This is a genomic window from Pedobacter miscanthi, assembly GCF_003315595.1.
Classification (GTDB): Bacteria; Bacteroidota; Bacteroidia; order Sphingobacteriales; family Sphingobacteriaceae; genus Pedobacter; species Pedobacter miscanthi.
The window spans coordinates 136,947-159,480 of sequence record NZ_QNQU01000005.1; the positions used below are offsets into that span (position 1 = coordinate 136,947).

Consider the following 22,534-nt stretch of genomic DNA (forward strand, 5'->3'; position numbering starts at 1 on the left):
ATTGTGTTATCAAATCGTTTGGTTTAATGTGGCTTTAATCTGTAAGGCCGGTTCCGGTTTCAACAGCAATATTGTAGCGCATTCCAGACTTTTCAGAACAGGGTTTTAAAAAACTGAAGAACAATAGCGTTCAGTATGCGTAAAAAATTACAAGATAGAATTGCCTCTTTTAAGGATGCAGCTATGATAAAGGAAAAGGGATTGTATCCTTATTTCAGGTCGATAGAATCTGCCCAGGATACTGAGGTGGTGATCAATGGCAAAAAGGTGCTCATGTTTGGTTCCAACTCCTATTTGGGCTTAACCAATCATCCGAAAATAAAGGAAGCCGCTAAGGTGGCCATTGAAAAATATGGTACAGGCTGTGCGGGATCGAGATTTTTGAATGGTTCGCTGGATATCCATTTAGAACTCGAAAGCCGCCTGGCCGAATATGTGGGCAAAGAGGCTGCTGTGCTTTTTAGCACCGGTTTTCAGGTAAACTTAGGGGTAATATCCTGTTTATTGGATCGTAACGATTACCTCCTGCTCGATGAGTACGACCATGCTTCTATCATTGATGGAAGCCGTTTGGCTTTTGCCCGTACCATTAAGTATGCGCATAACGATATGCAGGATCTCCGCCGTAAATTAAGCCGTTTGCCTGAAGATGCTGCCAAACTGATCGTTTCCGACGGTATTTTCAGCATGGAAGGCGATCTGGTAAACCTGCCCGAAATGGTAGAAATTGCCAACGAGTTTGGGGCGAATATCATGATGGATGATGCACATAGTTTGGGCGTAATCGGTTTTAACGGTTCAGGCACAGCGTCACATTTCAACCTTAACGATGAGGTTGACCTGATTATGGGTACTTTTAGCAAATCGCTCGCCTCGTTGGGTGGTTTTATTGCAGGCAGTACCGAAACCATCGAATTTATCAAACACCGGGCACGCTCATTAATGTTTAGCGCCAGTATGCCTCCAGCGTCTGTAGCGAGTGTAATTGCTGCATTGGATATTATCGAATCAGAACCCGAACGCATCGATAAACTTTGGGACAATACCAATTACGCCAAAAAACTATTAACTGAAGCGGGTTTTGATATCGGCCATGGCAACAGTCCGATTATTCCGGTTTACATCCGTGATAATACCAAAACCTTTATGATTACCAACATCCTTCAGCAGAATGGGGTTTTCGTTAATCCGGTGGTTTCTCCGGCAGTACCATCAGATTCATCTTTAATCAGGTTTTCGCTGATGGCTACACACAGTTTCGAACAGATTGAAACAGCAATTGCGCAATTAAGTGCTGCTTTTAAGGCCGTAAACGTAGAATTAGTAGGAAGCCAATCATGAAAGAACTGATCAAGGTTTCTGGCAAAAAAGCATTGGCGGCATTTGTCGATTTTCCGCATGAATTATATGCTGGCGACGTAAATTATGTGCCAGAATTGTTTATTGCGCAGCGCGATTTGCTCACGCCCGGCAAACATCCTTTTTACGAACACTCTGAAATACAGCTTTTTTTGCTTTACGATCAGGGAAAAGTGATTGGACGAATTGCAGCGATCAATAATACCAACCATAATAAAGTGTACGAATCAAAAGATGGTTTTTTTGGTTTTTTTGACTGTATCAATGATGCAGCTGCAGCCAAACAACTTTTTGAGGCGGCACGGGCATGGTTAAGGGAGCGGGGATTGACGAAAGTTTTAGGTCCGGTTAATTTTTCTACCAACGAAGTTTGCGGCTTACTGATAGAAGGTTTTGATGGTCCGCCGGTGGCCATGATGCCTTACAACGCCCCATATTATCTGCCGCTTTTGGAACAAATGGGCTTTCAGAAAAATGTTGATTTAAGGGCTTACCGTTATACCGCTGGCAATTATAGCGACCGTTCGGTGAAGCTGATGGACAGGATAGAAGATCGTTTGAAACGGAACGATATCATTCTGCGTAAAATCAACATGAAGAAATTCAAGGAAGAATGTAATGCCGTAAGGGATGTGTACAATAAAGCATGGGATAAAAACCTGGGTTTTGTACCGATGACGGATAAGGAATTTGATTATACGGCGAACGACCTTAAAATGATCCTCGATCCTGAATTTTGTATTCTCGCAGAGCAACACGGCAAAATTGTAGGTTTTGCGCTGGCTATACCGGATATTAACCAGATTCTGATCAAAATTAAACGTGGAAGGTTATTCCCGACAGGTTTAATCAAACTTTTGGCCAATAAAAAGAAAATTGACGGCATCCGTATTTTGTTGCTTGGTGTGGTTGATGGTTACCGTAAAATGGGGATTGAAGCCTGTTTGTATGGTCGCATTATTAAACATTTTGAAGCTAAAAGAATGAAATATGCGGAGGCGAGCTGGACATTGGACCATAACGACCTGATCAATAAACCCATCGAAGATATCGGTGGAAAACTGTATCGCAAATACAGGATTTTAGAAAAAGCGATATGAAAAAACGGGTGTTGATTACAGGAGCGACTGGTTTTGTGGGGTATCACCTGATTAAATCTGCCCTGGCCAATGGGCTGGAAGTATATGCCAATGTACGTAAAAGTGCAGTTGCCGATCATCTTAAAGATTTTCAGATTAATTATGTAGACCTTGATTTTGGATCGATCTATTTATTGAGGGAAAATATAGAGGAGAAAAAATACGATTACATCGTCCATGCAGCAGCGGTAACCAAGGCAAAAAACTTAGATGATTACAACAAGGTAAATGCCATTTATACCCGCAATTTAGCCGTTGCAGCTGCTCAATCCACACACAGCATACAGAAATTCATATTCATCAGCAGCCTGGCTGCGCTCGGGCCTTTAAAGCAGAAAAATGAAAAACTGACAGAAAAAAGTGCTTCAAATCCGGTTACAGGTTATGGTATCAGTAAAGCACTTGCCGAAACTTACCTGGCACAGGTTCCGGATCTGCCTTTGATCATTTTCAGGCCTACAGCGGTTTATGGTCCGAGGGAGAAGGATATTTTCATCCTGATTAAAACCATTAAAGCGGGGTTGGAGCTTTACATCGGCAGGCAGGAGCAGGAGCTCAGTTTTGTACACGTTACCGATCTCGCCAATATCATCATCCGGGCACTCGCATCTGATGTGGTGGGTAAAGCTTACAACATTTCTGATGGGGCAGTATACAAGCGCTCTTCCCTTGCAGATTATGTAAGCAAAGCTTTGGGCAAAAAAACGCTAACTATACATGTACCGGTGGCGGTAATTAAAGGACTGGCCTGGGGAATGGAACGTTTTTACGGGGCTTTTAATAAGATTCCGGCATTAAACGTAGATAAGATAAAAGAACTCACTGCCCTGAACTGGGGATGTGATATTAAAAATATTCAGAACGATTTTGGTTTTGTACCCCAATTCGGACTGGAAAAGGGGATAAACGAAACCATTAACTGGTACCAAAAAAACAATTGGTTATAAGATTTTAAATAAAAATTAGCATGAAACAACAAGTAAAAGCAGCTGAAGGCAAGCTGGGAATATTAATGCCGGGCCTTGGCGCGGTAGCTACCACCATGATTGCCGGCGTTGCTGCAGTTAAAAGAGGTTTATCAAAACCAATCGGTTCGTTAACGCAAATGGGCACCATCCGTTTGGGTAAAAGAACAGAAAATAAACAACCAAAAATTAAAGATTTTGTGCCTTTGGCCAATCTTGAAGATTTAGTATTCGGTGGCTGGGATGTGTACGAAGATAACGTATACGAAGCCGCTTTAAATGCCCGTGTGTTAGACGCCAACCTGTTACGCGATGTGCGTGAAGAGTTACAGGCCATTAAACCAATGCGTGCCGCTTTTGATAGAAATTACGTAAAAAACCTGGATGGTAAATATGTAAAAGATATCGATAACCGTTACGAGCTGGCTTTAGCCGTAATGGAAGATATTAAAAACTTCAAAGCTGAAAATAACTGCGATCGTATTGTACTGGTTTGGTGTGGTTCTACCGAAATTTATTTCGAACCATCTGAAGTGCACGAATCGCTTGCAGCATTTGAGCAGGGTTTAAAAGACAACGATCTTCGCATTGCACCAAGTATGATTTATGCTTATGCTGCATTAAAATTAGGTATTCCGTTTGCCAATGGTGCACCGAATTTAACCGTTGATATTCCTGCCTTGATCGAACTGGCTAAAGAAACCAATACACCAATTGCAGGTAAAGATTTCAAAACCGGTCAAACTTTAATGAAAACTATTATAGCGCCAGGTTTAGCGGCTCGTTCGCTGGGTGTAAACGGTTGGTTCTCTGATAATATTTTGGGTAACCGCGATGGTTTGGTGTTAGACGATCCGGATAACTTTAAAACCAAAGAAGTATCGAAACTGGGTGTGTTGGAAGATATTTTCAAACCGGAAGTTAACCCTGATCTGTATGGCGATATGTACCACAAAATCAGGATCAACTACTATCCGCCTCACGGTGATAACAAAGAAAGTTGGGATAACATCGATATTTTCGGTTGGTTAGGTTATAAAATGCAGATCAAAATCAATTTCCTTTGCCGCGATTCTATTTTAGCTGCACCAATTGTGTTGGATCTTGCTTTGTTTATCGATCTGGCTAAACGTTCAAATATGTCAGGCATTCAGGAATGGTTATCATTCTATCTGAAATCGCCGCAAACTATCCCTGGCGTACCTGCTGAGAACGACATTTTTAAACAGTTGATGAAACTTCAGAATACCTTGCGTTACATCATGGGCGAAGAATTGATTACCCATTTAGGTCAGGATTACGAAGAAGAACTGATAGAAACCGTATAGTGTTTATCCACAAATTTCTTTCAACGGCCTTTGGCATTGGCTACATCGGCAAAGGTGCCGGTACATACGCTGCAATAGCAACCTGTATCTGCTGGCACCTTCTCCAAGGCCCTTATAGTAACCCTTATTTATGGCCGGTACTCTGCACCATGTTCATTGTAATGATTGGGATCATGAGTGCCGACAGGGTAGAGGAGATTTGGGGAAAAGACCATCAAAGGGTGGTGATTGATGAAGTGGCTGGAATGTGCATTGCCCTGTTATTTGTGCCTTTAAAATGGCAGTACACCCTGATCGGGCTTGTGCTTTTCAGGTTTTTTGACATCCTGAAACCCTTTTACATCCGCAAACTGGAAGAATTGCCTGGCGGTTGGGGCGTAATGGCCGATGATATACTGGCAGGGATTTACGCAAATATCATTCTCCAGCTGGTGGTGGTTTTCGATTTTTTTTAAACATGCTTACCTACCTAAAAGCACAGGCATCATCCTTAATGGCCTCCGCAACTGATTTTGGCATCACCATTATTGCGGCAAACCTTTTTGGCTTATGGTACCTGGCGGCAAGTATCATCGGAACCATTTCGGGCGGGGTAGTTAATTTTTTAGTCAACAGGAAATGGGTATTCCAGAGTCGGTCAAAAGAAGTAAAAGGGCAGGTATTCAGGTACATTATCGTGTGGGCGGGCAACTTGGCCATCGTTACCGCGGGTGTGTTTATCCTCACCCATTTTTTCAATCTCAATTACGTACTCGCTAAAGTACTGAGCTCGGTTTTAACCGGCATCAGCTACAATTATATCATGCAAAGGCAGTTTATTTTTACAAGTTAAATGAAACCTATCCATTCATTTTTATTATTTCCGTTACTCGTTTTTATGGTGCAGGTAAATGCTTTTGCACAAAGAACCGTGGTTTCCGGAACCGTGCGCGATGCCGTAACCAAAGAAACACTGCCCAATGTTTCCGTGTTTTTTAAAGACACCCAAATCGGTACACAAACCGATATCAATGGAAAATATACACTCGTTTCGCCTAATCCACAAAGTGAATTAAGTTTCAATTATGTGGGTTACCGTACCGTTTTCAAAAATATTGTAGCCTCTGCTACGCAAGAATTTGATGTATCTCTTGTGCCTGATGCAAGGGCACTGGATGAAGTGGTTATTATAGGTGGCAAAAAAGTAAAATACCGCAATAAAGATAATCCTGCGGTAGAACTGATCCGCCAGGTAATTGCGCATAAAGACGAAAACCGCATTAAAAGTTACAATACCGTATCGTACAGGGAATATGAGAAGATGTTGTTCAGCCTGAGCAATGTTTCAGATAAGTTTAAAAACAAAAGGATGTTCAGGAATTACCAGTTTTTGTTTCAGGAACAGGATTCGACTTTAATTGGCGGAAAAAACCTTTTGCCGGTATATATTGAGGAGAAACTGGCCGATAATTACCTGAGTAAAAACCCCGAGAAAAACAAAACCATTGTAATTGGCGAAAAGCAGGTTCAATTTGACAGCCGTTACATCGATAATAAAGGTTTGAAAACTTATTTCGACCGGATGTACCAGGATATTGATATTTATAAAAACAATATCTCGGTGATCAGTAATGAGTTTTTAAGCCCGATTGCCGATGGTGCACCTTCCTTTTACAAGTTTTTTATCACCGATACCATTAAAACACAGAAGCCGGAGATCATAGAGTTGTCTTTCACGCCCCGCAATACTGGCAATATGTTATTCGAAGGAAAGATTTATGTCACCAACGACAGCCATTATGCGGTTACCGGCGCTTCTTTTGGAGTAAACAAAAATATCAACCTCAACTTTGTACGTGCGCTAAAAATCGATCTTGATTTTGAAGCCAATAATAAAGGCAAATATAGTTTAAGCAAAAGCAATTTATTGGCCGATTTCGGTATCGGAAAAACCAAAGGCATTGGTTTTACCGGGGAGCGTACCGTTACCTTTAAAAATTACCAGTTCGATACCGCATTGCCTGATACTATTTTCCAGGGAAAAAGCACCGTGGTACTGGCTGATGCTGCTAAACGAAACGATCAGTTTTGGGAGAAAAACAGGCTCGATACCATTTCCAAAAACCAGCTGAAAATTTACGGGAATATTGATACACTACAAAATCTGCCTTCTTTTAAACGCACGATGAAAATCGTGACCCTTTTATTTGCAGGTTATCAGAATTTGGGTCCTTATGAAATTGGTCCTGTAAATACTTTTTACAGTTTTAACAACGTAGAAGGTTTAAGGTTGCGCTTTGGAGGCAGAACCACACCCGAACTGAGCAAACGTTATTATTTCGAAAACTACCTGGCTTACGGCATCAGAGATGAAAAATGGAAGTTTTTCCTTTCAGGTACTTATTCACTGAATAATAAATCCATTTACGAATTCCCGCAGAATTACATCAGGGCAAGTTTTCAGCGCGATACCAAAATACCCGGTCAGGAGTTACAGTTTGTGCAGGAAGACAACTTTTTACTATCCTTTAAAAGGGGAGTAAACGATATGTTGCTGTACAATGATTTTTACCGTCTGGATTATGTAAGGGAGTTCGAAAATCACTTTTCATACAACCTGGGTTTTAAAAAATGGAGTCAAACGCCTGCCGGAGGATTAAACTATTTAAATTCGGATAACCAGCTGGTTAATAGGCTCACCACCAGCGAAGTTTCCTTGCAGTTAAGATATGCCCCAAATGAGAAATTTTACCAGGGGAAAATTTACCGGGTACCCATTGCCGATCGTTATCCTGTATTTACCTTACGTTATACTGCGGGTTTAAAAGGTGTTCTGGGGGGCGAATATAATTATCATAACTTTCTGGGAAGCATCGATAAACGTTTTTATTTATCCCAGCTGGGTTATAGCGATGTAACCGTTGAAGGCAGTTATATTGCCGGAAAAGTGCCTTTCCCATTATTGGATATACACCGGGCCAACCAAACTTATGCTTATCAGCTTAATTCGTACAACCTGATGAATTTCCTCGAGTTTGTCAGCGATCACTACGTGAGCATCAATATCGACCATAATTTTAACGGCTTCTTTTTTAACAAAGTGCCTTTACTCAAACGATTAAAGTTAAGGGAAGTAGTTTCGTTTAAAGCTTTATATGGTGGTTTAAGGAATGAGAATAATCCGAACTTTCAAACGGGTTTATATCAGTTACCGGTTTACGAAAACGGAGCACAACGTACTTATGCACTGGGCAACGATCCTTATATGGAAGGGAGTGTTGGGGTGGGTAACATCTTCAAGCTGTTAAGGGTAGATCTGGTAAAACGCTTCAATTACCTTAACAATCCCGAGGTTTCCGAATGGGGGATCAGGGCAAGGGTAAAATTTGATTTTTAATAAAAAAACGCAATGGAAAAAAAATTAAGGGACAGCCTTCAACTGGGCATATACAAGATAATCAATCCTTTTGTTAAGGGCCTCATTAAAATAGGCTTAACGCCCAATGCCGTAACTACAATTGGCCTGATTTTAAACATTGGAGTAGCCGTAATTTTTGTGCTTGGTGCCGAAAAATCAAACCGTGGCGACATGTCGTACATTGGCTGGGGCGGGGCATTGGTGCTTTTTGCAGGTTTGTTCGATATGCTCGATGGTCAGGTGGCGCGTTTAGGCAATATGAGTTCGAAATTTGGAGCTTTGTACGATTCAGTGCTCGATCGTTATAGCGAAATGATTATGTTTTTGGGCATTTGTTATTACCTGGTGGCACATCATTACTTTTTAAGTTCGTTGTTTGCTTTTATCGCGCTTATCGGTTCGATGATGGTGAGTTATACCCGTGCAAGGGCCGAAGGTTTGGGCGTTGAGTGTAAAGGAGGTTTAATGCAGCGCCCCGAACGTGTGGTAACCATCGGTGTTTTTGCCATTGCCTGCGGTATTGCCGGGCATTTTATCGGTGGGGACTATAAAATTTATGTGCCGGGCATTTCATTCCATGTTTTTGAAACCATGTCGATTTTTACCATACCGATTACCGTAATGGCTATATTAACCAATATTACCGCTGTTAAACGCCTGCAGGAAGCTAAAAAAGGGTTAGATGCCCAGGAATTTAATGAAAGAAGGGGAAATAATAAGGCTGCACTGATTGCCGGATTGGTTTTAATGACCAGTTTAAGTGGTATGCTGCCTTTTAATGCAAATGCACAGGGAAGTGACCCTTCGCCAATTACTTTTCCAACGCCAAAAGATATTACTAACCAGCTTTTTTACCTTCAACGCGATCCGAATACCAATACCATTATCTGCCAGTTAAACGTAGATAAACATGGCGTAGTGGATAAAGATCAGCCTGTAAACGTATTCTGGATGCGTTACGGTGATAATGGCGAAAAGAAAGATTTAAGTTACATCCAGCGGAAGTTTGCCTATGGCATTATTAGCAAAGATCTGGGGAATGGTCAGTTTGAGTTGAGATTTACCTCGCATAAAAAATTGCCGATGTACTTAAATAAATCAGGAGCAGACAAAAAATACCATGTTTTTGCAACCATTAATAATAAAAAAATGCAGCTGGAACGGATATTCCTGCGGATTGAAGGGGGAACGTTTTGGTTCCCGAATGTAAAATATGTAGAAATAAGAGGATACGATGTTTCGGAGCCTTCGAAAGTATTGATTGAAAGGATTAAGGTTTAGCGGAGGGCACTCATGCTGTCATTCTGAGTGCAACGAAGAACCTTTTGATATAGGATTGGGTTCTATCTTTCACTGGTTTGTCAGTCTGAGCGGAGTCGAAGACCTTTACTGCGTTCAGAATGACAAAGTCGTCATTGCGAGAAGGCTTTTTCAGCCGACGAAGCAATCTTTACAGCAGGGCTCATAAGCATGAAAGATTGCTTCGTCGTTCCTCCTCGCAATGACGACTTTTCTATCTCGATTTGTCAGTCTGAGCGGAGTCGAAGACCTTTTATCAATTTTTTAGTATAAAGATCCTGAAACAAGTTCAGGGAGACGAATGGCAACGGAGCGTAACCGAAAACCAGTTAAAATAATTTACCAAATGAAAAAGAATTTTGTTTCAAATTCTACCGCATCCATCAGGATGTTTAAAAACGACTTTTTAGAAAGCCTTTCAAAGGTAAGGTTTTACGTGCCTTTAATTGTGTATATACCTGTTATCGGTTTCCTGTTTTGGAAAGCCATTATCGATTTGCAGATGCCGGTTTTAAATTTTGCTGGCTGGTTTTTGTTGGGGTTAGCCATCTGGACCATTACCGAATATATCCTGCACCGTTATGTTTTCCATTTCGAACCTGAAGCAGAATGGGGCAAAAAAATCCATTTTATTTTCCATGGCGTACACCACGATTACCCCAATGATGCCAAACGTTTGGTAATGCCGCCTTCTGCCAGCATTCCTATGGCATTAGGTTTTTATTTTCTTTTTGACTGGCTATTGCCCGAAACTACTGTTTATCCTTTTTTTTCGGGATTTATGATCGGTTACCTCTTTTACGATATGGTGCATTATGCCCTTCATCACGCCAATTTTAAAAGTGGTTTCTGGAAAAAGTTAAAACACCATCACATGCTTCACCATTATTCTGATTCGACAAAAGGTTATGGGGTAAGCTGGACTTTCTGGGACCATATTTTCAGGTCGAATTTTGACAAAAAATAACATGCAGCAAGAAGTTTTGCTTAAAAACAGTTTCTATAATATTCGGAATATTTATCTAACAGTTGCTATATCTGTTGGATATCTATTGTTGTCAGCACTGTTGGTGGGCTTTAAAACCGATCAGCTCGTGCTGATTTTTATTTTTAACAGCCTGTTTTATATTTCTGCAGGAACAAGGCGTTTCATCCTCGGTTTTTCCATTTTTATCGTGTATTGGATCCTTTTCGATTACATGAAAGCTTTTCCGAACTACCTGTTTACCGAGGTGCATATCAAAGATTTATATCAACTGGAGAAAAGCATTTTTGGGATCAACCATAATGGTATAAAACTTACCCCTAACGAGTATTGGAAACTAAACAGTACCGCGTTTTTAGATGTGCTTACAGGCTTTTTCTATTTAATGTGGGTGCCTGTCCCTTTGGCTTTTGCAACTTATCTTTTCTTTAAAAATAAGGAACAATTTGTCCGTTTTTCGCTCACTTTTGTTTGGGTAAATTTATTAGGTTTTGTGGTTTATTATGCATTCCCTGCAGCACCGCCCTGGTATGTGCAGGAGCATGACTTTACATTCATCGCCAAAACTGCGGGTAATACTGCGGGCCTGGCCAGGTTCGATCATTATTTCAACATCACACTTTTTCAGGGGATCTATAGCAAAGGTTCCAATGTATTTGCAGCTATGCCATCGCTCCATTCTTCCTATCCGGTAATTGTAGCTTATTATGGTTTAAAAAACAGGTTGGGTAAAATCAATTTGTTCTTTTTGGTTGTAATGGTCGGGATCTGGTTTTCAGCAGTTTATACCAGTCACCATTATACACTGGATGTATTGGCCGGAATCAGTTGCGCAACGATTGGAATTATCAGTTTTAACTACCTTGTTAAAAATACCAGGCTGAAAGATTTTATAGGTTTTTTTGTTAAAAGAATATAAATGATAATGGATGATGGGAAATGTGAGATGGATATCAATAACCAATGATCAATTTGCAATGAGCAATGGTGATTGCTTATAAGAAGCTTAATGATCTTAACTCCTTAATGGTAAAAGGATCTTATCCATAGTCTGTGTCCCCACAGATCACTTACATTATGATCTCCTTCTTTTCCCGCTGATCACACAGATCACGCAGATTTTCGACTTTCTTTTTGACACAGTTTATTGGACAGATCAACTCTGAGGTCAAATGATTAGGCTCTGAGGTGTAACGATTAAGCTCTGAGGTGCAGCGATTAAGCTCTAAGGTCAAACGATTAAACTCTGAGATGCAACGATTAAGCTTTTTGGTCAATTGATTAGGCTCTGAGGTGTAACGATTAGGCTCTGAGATGTAACGATTAAGCTCTGAGGTGCAACGATTAAGCTCTGAGGTGCAATGATTAAGCTCTGAGATGCTACGATTAGGCTTTTTAGTCAATTGATTAGGCTCTGAGGTGCAACGATTAAGCTCTAAGGTCAAACGATCAGGCCCTGAGGTCAAATGATCAAGATTTTTGGTCAATTGATTAGGCTCTGAGGTATAACGATTAAGCTCTGAGGTGCAACGATTAAGCTCTGAGGTGCAACGATTAAGCTCTGAGGTGCAACGATTAAGCTCTGAGGTCAAACGATTAGGCTCTGAGGTCAAATGATTAAGCTCCGAGGTGCAATGATTAAGCTTCACTCTGATTGATACGCAGATTTTACGAACCCACTTTCAGATAAACATTTGGCTGATTTATGGTTTCTTCGTTATTACGCACTGCGATGATATGATTGGCCTTTGCGAAATAATAAAACTCTATACTTGCAATTAAAATCAGGGCATAGCCAAAAAGTTCCAATGATTCTTCGGAAACATTTTTTACATCACGCGCATACTGTGCTTCCATAACCGCCATCCAGAAAACCTTTCTGCCATATAAGCGGGCAAAAATATAAGTGGTAAATATGCCCGACAGGAGGATGCCAAATGAGAATTTTGGAGCAAAATCATTCATGTTCGAAAGGAATATATCCTTCTTCCTATAAATCAGAACTGCCGCCAATATCAATAAACTAAATGCAGCTGTTTGCCACGCACCATCGTAAATGTGCTCATCTAAAAAAGCATCTTGTTCTCTGATGAGTGATGCAAAAGTAAAGGCAAATAAACCAAATGCGAGCGGAAAAATCGACTTGTATTTAAATGAAACGCGCAGGTAAATTAACGAACAGGCCAGAAGGATAATACTCTGTACAGCTTCAACCATTGAATCTTCGGTGAATTTATTTTGCCCTGTTTCATGTTTAACATTCCACTTTAAAAATTCTGCAATAAGGTAAATGATGATACCATAAACAAGAAATCTGATGATGGCGGTTTTTAAGCCTTTTGAGCTGGGTTTTATCGTTTTCTTTAACATTTTAATACATTTTATGCTTTGCTGGAACGCAAGCTGACCGCGCTTCACACTTATCTGAATAGCGTAAAAGCGAAAACAAAAGTCGCGCTCAAAGCTTTGGCATAAAAGGTCTAAAAGTCTGATAAATTAGTCGAAATGTACGAATGAGGCATGTTTACAATGAGATGGCAATTTGGATGGAAGATGGGAAATGTGATATGGATGATGGAAAATGTAATATTGATGATGGGGGAGGTCCGAAAGTCAGAAGACCGATGACCGAAGGCAGACAACGCAGCAAAAAAAACTTTCTTAATGATCTTAATTTCTTAATGGTAAAAAATCTTTGTGCATTTGTGCCTTGGTGGTTGATGATGGAAGATGTAATATGTAAGAATGGATGATGAGAGAGGTTCGAAAGTCAGAAGACCGATGAGCGAGGCCAAACAGCGCCAAACAAAGCCCTCTTAATGATCTTAATTTCTTAATGGTAAAAAATCTTGTGCATTTGTGCCTTGGTGGTTGATGATGGAAGATGTAATATGTAAGAATGGATGATGGGAGAGGTTCGAAAGTCAGAAGACCGGTGAGCTAGGCCAAACAACACAAAAACAAAGCCCTATTAATAACCCTAATTCCTTAATGATAAAAGAAGAGCCTTATTACCCTGGTGTCTTTGTGGTTAATAAATTTAACTAATCAACTTTCTTTTCAAACAGCTCCCTAAAACCCTTATACCGTGATCGTCCAATCGGCAATACCTCTCCATTTTTAAGCTGTAAATGATAGCGGCTTCCCGACGAAACAAGGATCCGATCGGCCTGTATAATATTTACGATATAAGATTTATGGATACGTTCAAAACCCAATGGTAGTATTTTTTCGAGCGTATCTAAACCTTTATCATGTAGTTCTTTAGTTCCATCCAGAAGGTGTATTTCACTATAAATCCCTGCACCCTGTATATAAAATACCTGATCAAGCTCAATCAGTTTGATGCTTCCGCTTTTCCTGATTGATAGGTATCTTATCGAACTGTTATTTTCTTTTTTTACCGTAACCGCCCTGCTAAGTGCAATAAAAAGGCGTTCGCGGTCAAAAGGTTTTGGAACGAAATCCAATACGCCCAGTTCGAAAGCGCGGAGCGCGTTTTCTGTATTGGCCGATACCACGATCGTTTGAAATGATCTCGACGTAATGCTGCTCAACACCTCAAAACCATCACGCCCGTTAAGATTTAAATCCAATAACAGGATATTTATAGCTTCTTTTTCCAGAAAATCGATCCCCTTTTTTAGCGAATCGATAATGCTGATGCTGGCATTTCCTTCGAAAAAATCGTTGGTCATCCGCTCAATCCTTCTCGCAATCCGGGCTTCATCTTCAATAATCAGGACCTTCATATTCTATTGTTTGATAACGTTATTTTACTGATCCAGCCTTGATTTGATGCCATAGAATCGAAAGTCCACTTGCCCGGATAACTTTCTTCCAATCTTGCACGGATGTATTTAAAACCTCCTCCACCTACACGTTCTTCCGATGATTCTCTGTTTTCGCCAATCGTTTCAAAAACATATTCTCTCGTATGTAAATCTTCACTATAAACCAACCTGAATTTCATCTTACCATTGCTAAGAGGCGCATTGTGGGTAATTCCGTTTTCCAATAAAGTGTGGATAATTGCAGGAGGTATCAGCTCATCATCCTTAATTCCAAAATCTTCCCATTGGTAAGCAATTTCTTTTCTAAAACCCATTACTTTCAGGTGCATCTGGCAAAGTGATATCTCCTGTCGGATCGGGATCAGGCTTTCTTCGGCAATTTTGTTCATAATATCGAACTCTTCAGCCAGTGCCTGGATAAATTCTGCGCCTTGTTTGGGCGAATCTTCCACCCAATCCATCAGAGAGGTAAGCGTATTCTTGATAAAGTGTGGTTGAATGTTCTTTTTAATCAGCTCCAGCTGCAAGCGCGAGGAGAGTAACAGCGATGATTCGTGCGCTTGTTCAATCTCCCGCATTTTGATGGTATGAAGGTAAAGCATCGCAAATACAATAAAAGTATAAAAGATGAAAATACCAAAATCGTATACCAGGTAACTGTTCATCACTGCGCTGGCAAGCATCCCTACCAATACCAAAAAACTTCCCTTTTCTTTTCTATAAATGGCTTCCAAAACGATAAGCATTGTGGTGATCCACATCGCTAAACTGTAATACCTTGCCGAAATATCATAATGCCCGTAGTAGTAAATATAGATCGAAACCAATGTTAGAAGTAATGCCAAAAGCAGCAGTAATTTTCTTTTTAAGCCGAATTGGATACTAAAATATAAGGGAACGAGTAATGATATCGAGAAAGTTAACCAGCCAATAATCTCCAGGCGGACGAAAAACTCCGTATAGGGGATTTCGATATAATATTTGATGTACTCCATAATGAGGAGCGAAAAAAAGAGCAGGCAGATTACCGAAAATATCAGTACCGGGTACGACCTTTTATGACTGTTGAAATAAAGGAAAGCATAGTAAAAAAAGGCTATAAAAAAGGCACCAGCCATGATAAACATCAGCGATGAGATAACCAAAGGCCTTTTAATCAGATTGGCATAGGTGTCTAGTTTATATCCTATACCGCGTTGCAGCCTTGGGTAACTAAATTGTGTGCTACGTAAAGCCACATTATGCATCCCTAACTGCGAAAGCGAGTCGGGGAGGAGGAAGTACATACATTCGGTTCCCGGTATTTCCGGCTGCGATACAGATCCAAGCTTTCCATTACTGCCTATTTTTATCCCATCCCAGTAAACTTCATAGGCCCCAAAGGCATCTATCTGGAGCCCTAACCGGCCACCGGAATTCGAAATCAGTTTTACATTGGCCCTTGACCAAAAGATATTTTTTCCTGTAAAACCACGATCAACCGACCATCCTTTTTGATCTAGTTTTTTAGCCGACCATGCCAGGCTGTCTCCCGTTTTAAAAACAGGATCAAATTCATCATAAAGTACCTGTCGCTTGCACGATGCACATAAAATAGCAAGGAATAACAGAATGATGGCGGGTTTCATAAATCAAAAGTAGCATAAAGATAATCCCTACAGGCGCATTTCAAAAGGATATAGAGCCGTTCACATGTTTTTTTATCAGCACTGCATTTCCCTGTGCTAATCTTGCAGCATGAAACACTTTGCTATACTTTTTCTTTTAAGCTTTTATTCTGTGCTTTTTTGCTTTGCGCAGGTACCAAAACATACCATAACCGGACAGGTCAAAGAACGGTCTGCTAAAACAGAAATTCCCTTTGTAAGCATTATTGTTGTTGATGGGGATGGAAAAAACCTGGTTTCAGGCATGGCTGATGAGAAAGGAAAATTCTCGTTAACCTTTTCAGGAGGAAATAAACCAACCGCCCAGTTCAGTTTTATGGGTTATACAAAGCTTACCAAAACATTGATCCTAACCGAAGGAAAAACAGCAAATGATTTAGGTACTGTTCTGATGGAGCCTGATGTAACCCTGTTAAAAGATGTTTCGGTTACCGCTGAGAAATCGGCAATTAGTTTAAAATTAGATAAAAAAGTATTCGAAGTAGGTAAAGATATCCTATCGCAATCGGGGTCGGTTTCCGAGCTGCTTTCGGGTGTGCCCTCGGTTAGTGTAGATCCGGGTGGTGCGGTAAGTCTCCGCGGAAACAGCAGTGTACTGGTACTCATCAACGGCAGGCGTTCGGGCTTAACTGCCGGAGGAGCGCTCGAGCAGGTTTCTGCCGATCAGGTAGAAAGGGTAGAAGTAATTACCAATCCGTCATCAAAATACGATGCTGCAGGATCTGCCGGTATCATCAATATTATATTAAAGAAGAATAAAAAGAGTGGTTTTAATGGTCAGTTAAGACTTGTTGGGGGCGTACCTAACGAAACACGGATTTCGCCCAGTTTGAATTTTAAATCCAATAAAATCAACCTTTTTTCTACCATTGGTGTACGTTTTTCCGATTATGTGGGGCTTTACACCACCGATCAATCAGTAAAGCAGAACGGAGCTTCGGTATTGCTTAGCCAAAGGCAAAACGAAAACCGCCATGATGATGGACAAATGGCTTATTTTGGCGCCGATTATCAGCCTGATAGCCTAAATACCTTTACACTTGCCTATTTATTGAATGCCACTAAAGACCATGATAAATCGAGGTTGGGTTACGATTATTCAAAAGCTGGTGCGGGTTTAGACAGTGCGCTGAACAGAAATGCAGAATCGTGGGAGCGGAGAAATTATAATCAGCTGGAGTTTAACTATACAAAGCTTTTTAAAAAACCGGGGAAAAAACTCACAGTTGATATGCAGTACGATTTTTGGCACAGCGATAAAGATTGGAACCTCGTTACCCAAAAAACAGCACCAGCATTGCTGCAATTGCCACAGATTCGTACCAGCTCCATCGGCTCGAACAGGGATTTTGCAGCACAAAGTGATATGAGTGTACCTTTAGATAGTAATTCGGTTTTAGAATATGGGATTAAAGGTGAAAACAGGAGCGTGCGCAGCGATTTTTTGGCTCAAAGCGAAACTGCTAATGGCTGGGCAACGATTGATGGGATTGATAATGGCGTGGTTTACAACGAGCTGATTGGCAGTGGTTATCTGCAACTGAGAAATAAAATGGGGCGTTTTTCTTACCAGTTGGGCTTGCGCGGAGAATATACCAGGGTTAAAATAGCCGATAGGAACAATATTTACGATAACCTGAAAAATTATTTTAAACTGTTTCCAACGGTACATTTGGGTTACGAACCTGCTAAAGGTACTACCTTGCAGCTAAGTTATAGCCGACGGATCAACCGCCCATCACTGAACGATCTTTATCCATTTAACGAACTCACCGACTTTAACTCGCGTTATGTGGGCAATCCCGAACTTAACCCTTCTTACGCAGATGTGTTCGAACTAGGACTGCTTACCCATTTTGGTACTTTAACTGTAAATCCATCGGTATATTATCAGCACCAAAGCGGTTTGATCATTGATTATAATTACCGCGAAAATGGACTTTTTATTTCTACACCCGTTAATATCGATCTTGAACAACGCTCGGGAATTGAACTTTCCATGATCTATAATCCTTACAAATGGTTGCAAATGAATATGGAAATGAATGCTTACCGCTTCCGTCAGCAGGGGTTTTACAGCAGTCAGGATTTTGCCTTTTCCGGCAATATGTTAACGGGCAGGTTTGGAACCCAGATTAAATTACCTAGTAAATCGAGTTTGCAGTTGCGGTATAATTTTTCTGGTCCGCGCAACTCTGCGCAGAGTAAAAGAGCCGCCATTCATGGTATAGATTTAGGCCTGGCGCAGAATCTTTGGAAAGACCGCGCAAGTGTGCTTTTTGATGTAAATAACCTGTTCGAACTTAGAAAGTTTTCTACGACCACTACAGGGCAGGATTTCAACATCACACAGGTATTTATTCCAAATGGCGCAAGGTACAGGTTAACTTTTGTTTATCGTTTAAACCTAACCAATGATCAGGGCATCAGGCAGGCGAAAAGTGGTAATAGAGATTAATGATTGGTATATGTGTGTAAAATCGGCATCCGGTTTGCCTTACTAACCATACAAATCAACGTTTATCATAATCTGATAAGCACAATAGGGAAAAAAAAGGCTGTGGATGCAGCCTTTTTTGCGTTTTATTAATTTTTCTAAATCCACATCTATTTTAAGAACAGTTGCAAATAATGTAGAATTTTTAAATGATGTAGAAAAAAATCCCCAAAATTCCCCGGTTAATTTTAACATGGAATGAGAGGATTACGAAGCTATTATAACTTTTTAAAAAAATTGATCTTTAAGCCCCCTCTTCGTTTTGAGGAATAATTTATCGTATCGAATCCTGGTGCAATAATAATCTGTTAAAAGACTTCCAAGCAATCAGGATGCTTTTCCAGTAATTTATTTTAGTTTGCCCAATAATGATGAAACTTTAAGTATTGGCTGAGAAATGAGTTTTGGCAATTTATGATTAAATTAAGAGGGTACTCCGTATATCCCTGTACTTTTCCCCTCTTTATGCAATATCTGTTACTATCCCACTAAAAAGATAATGTAGAAATAAAAGAGTTATCCCTTCCTCGTTTTATATCAACAGTATTACGAAACCGATCAAATGCTCTTAATGATCTGAAGGTAAAATTACGGTGTGGTGATACCGGATAAAATGAAGAATAGATCAATAGGCTTTTATACTCCATGAGTAGCTGTAATGACTCCATGAAGGCAAAATTGAATAGTCTGATAATCCGGAAAATTGTTGGCTGTATGTGTTTTGCCCTGGTCAGAAGTATTAAAAGGACTTTTACTATTTACCCTTATCTTTCGAGATCAATTGTTTTACGGTGTCGTGAAATACCCTGAAATCAACAGGTTTAACCAGTAATTTGTCGCCGTTTACCAGATCACCGATTGAATAAGTACTGTGTGAACTGATAAAAACGATAAATTTTACATTGTTTCTCAGCATACGGGCAATATCGAAACCGGAAACATCCATTTCGATATCGAGAAAAAGAAAATCAATTTTTTCGTAACCTTTAAAGGCTGCCATAGCATCTACCGGACTGGTAAAGCTAGCCTTTAATTCAAGATTTTCGATGTTGGAAATATAACGTTCTATAATTTTAATGATAATGGGTTCGTCATCTAAAACTACGCAGCTGTATGATCCTGTCGGGCTGTTCATATTCCTAATGGTTTTGTGGTTGTAGGGAAAAATCAAATGAAATTAACCAGGTTTCATCTGCTGTTAATTTAAGAAATAATATGCATAATTTAAACTACAATTATTATTTTTTATGTAGCTGGTTTAAAGAAATGCCAGATCAGGTTTGCGTTTTAAGCCATCCAGATCTTTCCGTTGGATCTATCCAAAAAATATCTTTCTGGTTAGCTTTCTCGACTGCGTTTCACTGTTAATCTTGATTTATAAATCCCGACCAACTAAAAAACAAAAACCTCCAACAGATTGATCCATTGGAGGTTTTATTTCACTAAAAGTGAAAATGTTATTTGTTCAGCTGTACCAGTGTTTGGCTTATCTGATTTTCATAAGCTTTATCAACATTTGGCAAACGCATTTTTGCAATGTTGTTTTCAACGTTTAATGATGGGTTTTCTGTTTTGGTAAGTGCTGCTATATCTCTTGTGGTGCTCGCCAGCATTTTAAGCGAAGCCATAAACTGACGGTCGATATTTCTGATTTTCTGTATATCAACGTTAGCATTATAATATTCAAAATTTGCCTTTTCGCTATTGCTGTGCTGTACGCTATCTAAGGTAACCAGTTTTTCAGTGATTTGATTTAAAACCTCATCCGATAATTCCAATCCCTGAATACCCACAACACGGTTATTTTTTACATAATAATCAAGGCCGTTAAATGATATGATGGTTAAGTTATTTCTGCTAAAAATATATTCAGCTTTCGGAAGGTTACCGCTTCTGTATTTTTTATTAAAATTGGTTTTCTGGTTGCCCAATCTTTCAATCATCTCATTCCCGTTTACCCTTTCGATATTTTCGAATAAAGTTGACTGTTTGTTTTGATTATGTTGCGCCATTACTTGTATCGTGGAGGAAGTGAGAGAGGCGATTAAAAGAAATACGAAAGAAGTTCGTCTAGCAGTTTTCATGCGGCAAAGATAAAATAATCAAATCTTTTTCCGAACTATTTGTATGTTTAATATTACAGTTTTAAAGCTTTTTTGAAATTTTATTGATGATAAAAATCAACACTTTGGTTTATTGTTGTGTTTTTTGTTAGACAATGATTCGATAACTGTGATTTTTTCCAGCAGGTGTTGATTGAAATAACTGGCATCTGACCATGTTAAATGTAGGGTAATTAATAAAAACTTAACATCAGGTTTATATAGCACCCATACTTTTGCAGTGTAAAATATTTGGTTAGTATTTATACAGGTTTAGTTAGTTGATAAAAAAAGGCCTCAATGGATGTTGTGGCCTTTTTAATTTTCTTCAAAACAAAAAGATAGGTTTTGCGTTTCATCCATAAATCAAAAAAACCTCTTATGAAAAACATCTTTTTATTATTGCTCTCAGCAATGTTGCTATCCCTTAGTGCTTGTGCCCAAAGTCCAATTGCGTCAAATCCAACACCCATAAAAATTGAAAAAAAGGCCGGTTATATTACTGCACAACCTTATTACCAGATCGATTTCAGCGCTGCTTTATGTTTGTTCGAGGTAAGGGTTAACGATGTGCTGGTATTTATGCTCGATCTGCCCGGACAAACTTCTTCAACCATGCCGATCAATCAGGCTATTTTACAAAGCGGGAAGCAGCAGATTTCGGTTAAACTACTTCCAATGGCGGGCCAGAAAGTATTGAGTCCGGATGCTTCTTTTAAATACACCATTAAAGTTTATGATGCAGCTAAAAACCTCGATTTTAAGGAACAGTTGCCAGGTGAATACGCTGTTGAAAAGGTAAATCCTGCCAAAAAACAGGCTTCACTAAGTCAAACTGCAACTTTTAATGCCGAAGTACCTTATACCGTTAATGCCTACCAAACCGGTACCGATCTTAAATCAGTTGCCGGATTGAATGATAAATTACATCGCGCTTATCAAAAACTGGCCGAAATGATTGCAAAAGGAGATCTGGAAGAGCTTAAAAAGCTGATAACGAATAGGGAAGAACTTGCTGCTGTAACCATGTACCTGAGTAAAGAGGAAAGCGATGGAAGGATGAAAAGTATGTTGGGCGACTTAAAATCAGGCTTTAAAATGTTACCGATTCCGGCAAATGCGCAGGTTAAGCTATCTGCTAACGGCAAAATAGCGAGTTTGGTTACTCCAACCGGGGGTTCCGTAATTAAGCTCCGAAACGAAAAAGCACAGGAAGAAATGGAATTGGAGTTTACTTTTTACATTCCGGTGGGCAAAACAGCACTCGAAATTATCTAAAACGACTTTATTTAAAGCCAAATCCTATATCTGCAAAAAATATCTTTTGATTTATTTGTTTATAAATGAATAATCATTTATTTTTGTCGAGGTTTAAATTTGATTATGCGTACAAGGGATATCAATAAAGAACAGTTAGTAAAGCAGAAAGCCATCGAAACCATTGTAAAATATGGACTGGAGGGTTTTACCATCAATAAACTGGCAAAAGCCTGCGGTATATCGGTGGGTACGCCTTATGTGTACTACAAGGATAAAGACGATCTGATTGTTAAAATTGTAATGGAAGAGGGGGCAAGGATGGAGGAGGCTATGTTACTTGATTTTGACCCTGAAGCGTCGTTGGAGGATGGATTGCGCATCCAATGGCGGAACCGCTATAAATACATGATTGAAAACCCATTGCTCGGACAGTTTTTCGATCAGATTAACAGTTCTACTTATCAGGATCAGTTTTTAAAAATGTTTAATGGCGAAGAAGGAAACTTGATGAGCCTGTTTAAAAAAGACATCAGCGCTTTTATCCATAATGTAGTAAAAAGGGGCGAAATGGATGAAATGCCCTTCGAAGTGTATTGGTCGGTGGCATACTCGCCGTTATATTCCTTGCTCCGTTTTCACCATAGGGGAAAAAGCATCGGTGGTAAACCTTTTCAGATCACCGATGAGATATTATGGGCTGCGTTCGACCGCGTTGTAAAGGCTTTAAAAAACTAAAGCCTTT

Annotated in this window: 19 protein-coding genes; 13 read left to right on the forward strand and 6 right to left on the reverse strand. The window is 39.8% G+C overall.

All coding sequences use genetic code 11. The features are described 5' to 3' along the window. Nucleotides 1-135 precede the first annotated feature (135 nt). The 10 genes from spt (at nt 136) to DRW42_RS07550 (ending at nt 11,391) form a co-directional block, all read left to right on the forward strand. Nucleotides 136-1,341 carry a serine palmitoyltransferase gene (gene spt, locus DRW42_RS07505; protein ID WP_113948211.1) on the forward strand — a complete coding sequence of 402 codons (1,206 nt, stop codon included), beginning with the start codon at nt 136-138 and terminating at the stop codon, nt 1,339-1,341. After that, the gene (locus DRW42_RS07510) at nt 1,338-2,459 is read left to right on the forward strand and encodes a hypothetical protein (protein WP_113948212.1); all 1,122 of its coding nucleotides are present in this window, start codon (nt 1,338-1,340) and stop codon (nt 2,457-2,459) included. The genes spt and DRW42_RS07510 overlap by 4 nt, the downstream gene beginning before the upstream one ends. Then, nucleotides 2,456-3,445, forward strand: coding sequence for an NAD-dependent epimerase/dehydratase family protein (locus tag DRW42_RS07515; protein ID WP_113948213.1), 990 nt, complete (start codon nt 2,456-2,458; stop codon nt 3,443-3,445). Before DRW42_RS07510 ends, DRW42_RS07515 begins: the two co-directional genes overlap by 4 nt. A gap of 20 nt (nt 3,446-3,465) precedes the next feature. Then, on the forward strand, nt 3,466-4,791 hold the full coding sequence (locus tag DRW42_RS07520; protein ID WP_113948214.1) for an inositol-3-phosphate synthase: 1,326 nt from the start codon (nt 3,466-3,468) through the stop codon (nt 4,789-4,791). Continuing rightward, nucleotides 4,791-5,246, forward strand: coding sequence for a phosphatidylglycerophosphatase A family protein (locus DRW42_RS07525; RefSeq protein WP_244215224.1), 456 nt, complete (start codon nt 4,791-4,793; stop codon nt 5,244-5,246). The genes DRW42_RS07520 and DRW42_RS07525 overlap by 1 nt, the downstream gene beginning before the upstream one ends. A 2-nt stretch (nt 5,247-5,248) precedes the next feature. Next, a complete protein-coding gene (locus DRW42_RS07530) occupies nt 5,249-5,623 on the forward strand; it encodes a GtrA family protein (protein ID WP_113948216.1) in 375 nt (124 codons plus the stop codon). Next, entirely contained in the window at nt 5,624-8,167 is a 2,544-nt protein-coding gene (locus DRW42_RS07535; RefSeq protein WP_113948217.1) for a DUF5686 and carboxypeptidase-like regulatory domain-containing protein, read from the forward strand. Nucleotides 8,168-8,179: 12 nt separating this feature from the next. Continuing rightward, nucleotides 8,180-9,469 carry a DUF4833 domain-containing protein gene (locus tag DRW42_RS07540; RefSeq protein WP_113948218.1) on the forward strand — a complete coding sequence of 430 codons (1,290 nt, stop codon included), beginning with the start codon at nt 8,180-8,182 and terminating at the stop codon, nt 9,467-9,469. A 364-nt stretch (nt 9,470-9,833) separates the two neighbouring features. Next, a complete protein-coding gene (locus DRW42_RS07545) occupies nt 9,834-10,454 on the forward strand; it encodes a sterol desaturase family protein (protein WP_113948321.1) in 621 nt (206 codons plus the stop codon). A gap of 1 nt (nt 10,455) precedes the next feature. After that, entirely contained in the window at nt 10,456-11,391 is a 936-nt protein-coding gene (locus DRW42_RS07550) for a phosphatase PAP2 family protein (RefSeq protein ID WP_113948219.1), read from the forward strand. Between the two features lie 749 nt (nt 11,392-12,140). Here DRW42_RS07550 and DRW42_RS07560 read toward each other — a convergent pair. The 3 genes from DRW42_RS07560 to DRW42_RS07575 all read right to left on the reverse strand — a co-directional run bounded on the left by DRW42_RS07560 (nt 12,141) and on the right by DRW42_RS07575 (nt 15,894). Beyond that, nucleotides 12,141-12,842 carry a hypothetical protein gene (locus tag DRW42_RS07560; protein WP_113948220.1) on the reverse strand — a complete coding sequence of 234 codons (702 nt, stop codon included), beginning with the start codon at nt 12,840-12,842 and terminating at the stop codon, nt 12,141-12,143. A 674-nt stretch (nt 12,843-13,516) separates the two neighbouring features. Continuing rightward, nucleotides 13,517-14,224, reverse strand: a complete 708-nt coding sequence (locus DRW42_RS07570; RefSeq protein ID WP_113948222.1) for a LytR/AlgR family response regulator transcription factor — start codon at nt 14,222-14,224, stop codon at nt 13,517-13,519. Continuing rightward, nucleotides 14,221-15,894 carry a histidine kinase gene (locus tag DRW42_RS07575; protein ID WP_113948223.1) on the reverse strand — a complete coding sequence of 558 codons (1,674 nt, stop codon included), beginning with the start codon at nt 15,892-15,894 and terminating at the stop codon, nt 14,221-14,223. Before DRW42_RS07575 ends, DRW42_RS07570 begins: the two co-directional genes overlap by 4 nt. Before the next feature lie 109 nt (nt 15,895-16,003). On the opposite strand from DRW42_RS07575, the gene DRW42_RS07580 reads away from it, so the two are divergent. Continuing rightward, nucleotides 16,004-18,391, forward strand: a complete 2,388-nt coding sequence (locus DRW42_RS07580) for a TonB-dependent receptor (protein WP_113948224.1) — start codon at nt 16,004-16,006, stop codon at nt 18,389-18,391. Nucleotides 18,392-18,433: 42 nt separating this feature from the next. Here the strand turns inward: DRW42_RS07580 and DRW42_RS07585 are convergent, their stop codons facing one another. From DRW42_RS07585 to DRW42_RS07595, 3 genes are all read right to left on the reverse strand, one after another. Next, complete coding sequence (locus DRW42_RS07585) at nt 18,434-18,625, reverse strand: hypothetical protein (protein ID WP_113948225.1); 192 nt, start codon at nt 18,623-18,625, stop codon at nt 18,434-18,436. Nucleotides 18,626-19,184: 559 nt separating this feature from the next. Continuing rightward, nucleotides 19,185-19,565 (reverse strand): LytR/AlgR family response regulator transcription factor, encoded by a 381-nt coding sequence (locus DRW42_RS07590; RefSeq protein WP_113948226.1) that lies wholly within the window; start codon nt 19,563-19,565, stop codon nt 19,185-19,187. 322 nt (nt 19,566-19,887) lie between these two features. Beyond that, a complete protein-coding gene (locus DRW42_RS07595) occupies nt 19,888-20,514 on the reverse strand; it encodes a hypothetical protein (RefSeq protein ID WP_147243693.1) in 627 nt (208 codons plus the stop codon). Nucleotides 20,515-20,913: 399 nt separating this feature from the next. On the opposite strand from DRW42_RS07595, the gene DRW42_RS07600 reads away from it, so the two are divergent. Continuing rightward, entirely contained in the window at nt 20,914-21,810 is an 897-nt protein-coding gene (locus tag DRW42_RS07600) for a hypothetical protein (protein ID WP_113948228.1), read from the forward strand. 105 nt (nt 21,811-21,915) lie between these two features. Beyond that, nucleotides 21,916-22,527: a TetR/AcrR family transcriptional regulator gene (locus DRW42_RS07605; RefSeq protein WP_113948229.1), complete on the forward strand. Its 612-nt coding sequence runs from the start codon at nt 21,916-21,918 to the stop codon at nt 22,525-22,527. Nucleotides 22,528-22,534 lie beyond the last annotated feature (7 nt).

Coding starts and splice junctions, on each gene's coding strand:
- DRW42_RS07545 (WP_113948321.1), top strand. CDS start 9,834: ATGAAAAAGAATTTTGTTTCAAATTCTACCGCATCCATCAGGATGTTT.
- DRW42_RS07590 (WP_113948226.1), bottom strand. CDS start 19,565: ATGAACAGCCCGACAGGATCATACAGCTGCGTAGTTTTAGATGACGAA.
- DRW42_RS07600 (WP_113948228.1), top strand. CDS start 20,914: ATGAAAAACATCTTTTTATTATTGCTCTCAGCAATGTTGCTATCCCTT.
- DRW42_RS07605 (WP_113948229.1), top strand. CDS start 21,916: ATGCGTACAAGGGATATCAATAAAGAACAGTTAGTAAAGCAGAAAGCC.
- DRW42_RS07530 (WP_113948216.1), top strand. CDS start 5,249: ATGCTTACCTACCTAAAAGCACAGGCATCATCCTTAATGGCCTCCGCA.
- DRW42_RS07585 (WP_113948225.1), bottom strand. CDS start 18,625: ATGTTAAAATTAACCGGGGAATTTTGGGGATTTTTTTCTACATCATTT.
- DRW42_RS07560 (WP_113948220.1), bottom strand. CDS start 12,842: ATGTTAAAGAAAACGATAAAACCCAGCTCAAAAGGCTTAAAAACCGCC.
- DRW42_RS07520 (WP_113948214.1), top strand. CDS start 3,466: ATGAAACAACAAGTAAAAGCAGCTGAAGGCAAGCTGGGAATATTAATG.
- DRW42_RS07535 (WP_113948217.1), top strand. CDS start 5,624: ATGAAACCTATCCATTCATTTTTATTATTTCCGTTACTCGTTTTTATG.
- DRW42_RS07570 (WP_113948222.1), bottom strand. CDS start 14,224: ATGAAGGTCCTGATTATTGAAGATGAAGCCCGGATTGCGAGAAGGATT.
- DRW42_RS07510 (WP_113948212.1), top strand. CDS start 1,338: ATGAAAGAACTGATCAAGGTTTCTGGCAAAAAAGCATTGGCGGCATTT.
- DRW42_RS07550 (WP_113948219.1), top strand. CDS start 10,456: ATGCAGCAAGAAGTTTTGCTTAAAAACAGTTTCTATAATATTCGGAAT.
- DRW42_RS07575 (WP_113948223.1), bottom strand. CDS start 15,894: ATGAAACCCGCCATCATTCTGTTATTCCTTGCTATTTTATGTGCATCG.
- DRW42_RS07595 (WP_147243693.1), bottom strand. CDS start 20,514: ATGAAAACTGCTAGACGAACTTCTTTCGTATTTCTTTTAATCGCCTCT.
- spt (WP_113948211.1), top strand. CDS start 136: ATGCGTAAAAAATTACAAGATAGAATTGCCTCTTTTAAGGATGCAGCT.
- DRW42_RS07540 (WP_113948218.1), top strand. CDS start 8,180: ATGGAAAAAAAATTAAGGGACAGCCTTCAACTGGGCATATACAAGATA.
- DRW42_RS07515 (WP_113948213.1), top strand. CDS start 2,456: ATGAAAAAACGGGTGTTGATTACAGGAGCGACTGGTTTTGTGGGGTAT.
- DRW42_RS07580 (WP_113948224.1), top strand. CDS start 16,004: ATGAAACACTTTGCTATACTTTTTCTTTTAAGCTTTTATTCTGTGCTT.